Origin of the sequence: Cupriavidus sp. SK-3 (assembly GCF_000611145.1) — a bacterium.
In the GTDB taxonomy this organism is placed as follows: Bacteria; Pseudomonadota; Gammaproteobacteria; order Burkholderiales; family Burkholderiaceae; genus Cupriavidus.
On record NZ_JFJV02000269.1, the window covers coordinates 1 to 4803 of the forward strand.

Below are 4803 nucleotides of genomic sequence, written 5' to 3' on the forward strand. Positions count from 1 at the left end.
CACCCCACCTATTCCACCCCCACAAACCCCCCAGTCTGATGCGCCCACAACCGTGCATAAAGCCCCCCACGCATCAGCAACTCCGCATGCGTCCCGCTCTCGGCAATCCGCCCATCCTGCAGCACCACCAGCCGGTCCATGCGCGCGATGGTGGAGAGCCTGTGCGCGATGGCGATCACGGTCTTGCCCTGCATCAGCGTCTCCAGGTTCTCCTGGATGGCAGCTTCCACCTCGGAGTCCAGTGCCGAGGTGGCTTCGTCCAGGATCAGGATTGGAGCGTTCTTCAGCAGCACGCGCGCCACCGCGATACGCTGGCGTTGCCCGCCCGATAGCTTCACGCCGCGCTCGCCCACCTGCGCATCCAGTCCCGTCGCCCCATGCGCATCGCGCAAACGCGGAATGAACTCGCCGGCATGCGCGTCGTCCGCTGCCGCAAGCAGTTCGGCCTCGCTGGCGCCGGGCCGGCCGTAGCGCAGGTTGTCGCGGATCGAGCGGTGCAGCAGCGACGTATCCTGCGTCACCATGCCGATCTGCGCGCGCAGGCTTTCCTGCGTGACGCCGGCGATGTCCTGGCCGTCGATCAGGATGCGTCCTCGCTCCACGTCGTACAGCCGCAGCAGCAGGTTGACCAGCGTCGACTTGCCGGAGCCGGACGGGCCGACCAGGCCGATCTTCTCGCCAGGGCGCACCACCAGATCGATGTTCTCGATCACGCCCGAGCCTTTGCCGTAGTGAAAGCCCACGCCTTCGAAGCGCACTTCTGCGCGCGTGACGCGCAGCGCCTGCGCGTTGCCGCGATCGCCGACCGTGCGTGGCACGGCGATGGTCTGCAGGCCATCCTGCACCTGGCCGATATTCTCGAAGATGCCGCTGATCACCCACATGATCCAGCCCGACATGCTGACAATGCGGATCACCAGTCCGGTCGACAGCGCAATCGCGCCGACGCTGACGTGGCCCTGGCTCCATAGCCACAGCGCCAGCCCGGTGGTGCCGGCGATCAGCAGGCCATTGAGCGAGGTCACGGTGAAATCCATGGCGCTGACCATGCGGCCGGACAGGCGCGCCTTGTCGGTCAGGTCGGCCATGGCTTCGCGCGCGTAGTCTTCTTCATGGCGCGTGTGGGCGAACAGCTTGAGCGTGGTGATATTGGTATAGCCGTCGACGATGCGCCCCATCAGCCGCGAGCGCGCGCCGGTGGCGGCTACCGAGCGCGCCTTCACGCGTGGCGTGAAGTACAGCATGGCGCTCACGTAGCAGACGATCCACGCCACGAGCGGAATCATCAGGCGCCAGTCGGCTTGCGCGAACAGATAGAGGGAACTGGCCGCGTAGATCAACACATGCCAGATGGCATCCACGGCCTGCACCGCTGAATCGCGCAGCGAGAAGCCGGTCTGCATGATGCGCTGCGCGATGCGCCCGGCAAAGTCGTTCTGGAAAAACGACAGGCTCTGCTTGAGCACGTAGCGGTGGTTCTGCCAGCGCACCAGGTTGCCCAGGTTCGGGTTGATGACCTGGTGCACGAGGATGTCGTGCAGGCCGTTGAAGAACGGACGCAGCAGCAGCGCCACCACCGCCATCCACACCAGTTCGACGCGGTGGCGCGCGAAGAAGTCGGCGGGCGGCGTTGCTTGCGCCAGGTCGACCAGGCGGCCGAGAAAGCCGAACAGCGAGACTTCGATCAGCGCGCCAGCCAGCCCCACGCCCAGAAGCAGCGCAAAGACCGGCCACACCTCCCGCAGGTAATAGGCGTAGAAGCGCCAGATCTGGCCGGGCGGCTGGGTGTCGGGGAGGGCGCGGAACGGGTCGATCAGCCGTTCCAGGAAACGCATCAGCATGGGAGTCCAGGGGTTCTGCGGCGACCGCCTCGTCCGGGGCGCCGGCGTGCTCGCAAGGGCCGTTTCGATGCCATGGGCATGCGGCGGGTCAGGAGCATGATACCGCGCTTGCGTACCGGGGATTTCCGTACCTGTGGCAGGGGGGAGCGTCCATGCCGCGGTAGTTGGCGGCGTGCTCGAAGCGGCAAGCACGCTCCGTCACCCTCGTCATTCAAGCAATTACAAAGGCACTTTTCGTTCATGCCTGAGGCTTTCCTTCGGGAATACCCCAATTTCCGTCTACTTGTCTATACAACACTATACATACCTAGCATGGCTGAACAGAGCGGTTCGAGCCAGCCTTATTCACCAAGGAGTCCCCGTGAGCAATACCTCCCGCTTTCGCGATGTAGAGATCCGCGCCCCGCGCGGCAGCCAACTGAATGCCAAGAGCTGGCAGACCGAAGCGCCGCTGCGCATGTTGATGAACAATCTCGACCCGGAAGTGGCGGAGAATCCCAAGGAGCTGGTGGTGTATGGCGGCATTGGCCGTGCCGCGCGCAACTGGGAGTGCTATGACAAGATCGTCGAGACGCTCAAGACGCTGAACGACGACGAGACCCTGCTGGTGCAGTCCGGCAAGCCGGTCGGCGTGTTCAAGACCCACAGCAATGCCCCGCGCGTGCTGATCGCCAATTCCAACCTGGTGCCGCACTGGGCCACCTGGGAACACTTCAACGAACTGGATGCCAAGGGCCTGGCCATGTACGGCCAGATGACCGCGGGCAGCTGGATCTATATCGGCAGCCAGGGCATCGTCCAGGGCACCTACGAGACCTTCGTTGAAGCCGGCCGCCAGCACTACAACGGCAACCTCAAGGGCCGCTGGGTGCTGACCGCGGGCCTGGGCGGCATGGGCGGCGCGCAGCCGCTGGCCGCCACGCTGGCCGGCGCCTGCTCGCTGAACATCGAATGCCAGCAGGCCAGCATCGATTTCCGCCTGCGCACGCGCTATGTCGACGAACAGGCTACCGACCTCGATGACGCGCTGGCGCGCATCGCCAGGTACACCGCCGAAGGCCGCGCCGTTTCCATCGCACTGTGCGCCAACGCCGCCGAAGTGCTGCCCGAGCTGGTGCGCCGCGGCGTGCGCCCGGACATGGTCACCGACCAGACCAGCGCCCATGACCCGCTCAACGGCTACCTGCCGGTGGGCTGGACCTGGGGCCAGTACCGCGACCGCGCGCAGACCGACCCGGCCGCGGTGGTCAAGGCCGCCAAGCAATCGATGGCGCTGCACGTGCGGGCCATGCTGGACTTCCAGAAGATGGGCGTGCCCACCTTCGACTACGGCAACAACATCCGCCAGATGGCCAAGGAAGAGGGCGTGGCGAACGCCTTCGATTTCCCGGGCTTCGTGCCGGCCTACATCCGCCCGCTGTTCTGCCGCGGCATCGGCCCGTTCCGCTGGGCCGCGCTGTCGGGCGATCCGCAGGACATCTACAAGACCGATGCCAAGGTCAAGGAACTGATCCCGGACGATGCCCACCTGCACCGCTGGCTGGACATGGCGCGCGAGCGCATCAGCTTCCAGGGCCTGCCGGCGCGTATCTGCTGGGTCGGCCTGGGCCTGCGTGCCAAGCTTGGCCTGGCGTTCAACGAGATGGTGCGCAGTGGCGAACTGTCGGCACCGGTAGTGATCGGCCGCGACCACCTCGATTCCGGCTCGGTGGCCAGCCCCAACCGTGAAACTGAAAGCATGAAGGATGGCTCCGACGCGGTGTCCGACTGGCCGCTGCTGAACGCGTTGCTCAATACCGCCAGCGGCGCGACCTGGGTCTCGCTGCATCACGGCGGCGGCGTGGGCATGGGCTTCTCGCAGCATTCGGGCGTGGTGATCGTGTGCGACGGCACCGACGAAGCCGCCGCTCGCATCGCCCGCGTGCTGCACAACGATCCCGCCACCGGCGTGATGCGCCATGCCGATGCCGGCTATGACATCGCCATCGACTGTGCCCGCGAGCAGGGCCTGAACCTGCCGATGCTCAACCACAAGAAGGAAGCCTGAACGTGAACGCGCTGAACCTGAAACCTGGTCAACTGACCCTGGCGCAGCTGCGCCAGGCCTATCTGCAGCCGCTGCGCGTGAGCCTGGACAGCGAGGCCGCCGAGGCGATCGCCGCCAGCGTGGCCTGTGTCGAGAACATCGTTGCCGAAGGCCGGACCGCCTACGGGATCAATACCGGCTTCGGCTTGCTGGCGCAGACGCGCATCGCCCGCGAAGACCTGGAGAACCTGCAGCGCTCGCTGGTGCTGTCGCACGCCGCCGGCGTGGGCGAACCGCTCGACGATGCCATGGTGCGGCTGATCATGCTGCTCAAGATCAATAGCCTGGCGCGCGGTTTCTCCGGCATCCGCCGCAAGGTGATCGATGCGCTGATCGCTCTGGTCAATGCCGAGGTCTATCCGCATATCCCGCTCAAGGGCTCGGTGGGCGCCTCCGGCGACCTGGCGCCGCTGGCGCATATGTCCCTGGTGCTGCTGGGCGAAAGCCGCGCCCGCTACCAGGGCGAATGGCTGCCTGCGCGCCAGGCCCTGGCCCGCGCCGGCCTCGAGCCGCTGACCCTGGCCGCCAAGGAGGGCCTGGCCCTGCTCAACGGCACCCAGGTATCGACCGCCTACGCGCTGCGCGGCCTGTTCGAGGCCGAGGATCTGTTCGCCGCCGCCACGGTGTGCGGCAGTCTCAGCGTAGAGGCCATGCTCGGCTCGCGCGCTCCCTTCGACGCACGCATTCATGCGGTGCGCGGCCAGCGCGGCCAGATCGATGCGGCCGCCACCTATCGCGATCTGCTGACCGATACCAGCGAGCTGGCGCGTTCGCATGCGCAGTGCGACAAGGTGCAGGACCCCTACTCGTTGCGCTGCCAGCCGCAGGTGATGGGCGCTTGCCTGACGCAATTGCGGCAGGCCGCCGAGGGCCTGG

The 4803-nt window shown here is 66.4% G+C and carries 3 protein-coding genes; 2 read left to right on the forward strand and 1 reads right to left on the reverse strand.

Features of this window, described 5'->3' with window-relative positions; translation table 11 throughout:
• Nucleotides 1–8 precede the first annotated feature (8 nt).
• Nucleotides 9–1841: an ABC transporter ATP-binding protein gene (locus CF70_RS29485; protein WP_035873837.1), complete on the reverse strand. Its 1833-nt coding sequence runs from the start codon at nt 1839–1841 to the stop codon at nt 9–11.
• Nucleotides 1842–2202: 361 nt separating this feature from the next.
• Here CF70_RS29485 and hutU point away from each other — a divergent pair, with 361 nt between their 5' ends.
• Nucleotides 2203–3888: a urocanate hydratase gene (gene hutU, locus CF70_RS29490; RefSeq protein ID WP_035873839.1), complete on the forward strand. Its 1686-nt coding sequence runs from the start codon at nt 2203–2205 to the stop codon at nt 3886–3888.
• Between the two features lie 2 nt (nt 3889–3890).
• Nucleotides 3891–4803, forward strand: a 913-nt coding sequence (locus CF70_RS38405; protein WP_035873841.1) for an aromatic amino acid lyase, incomplete at its 3' end; no start/stop codon positions are given.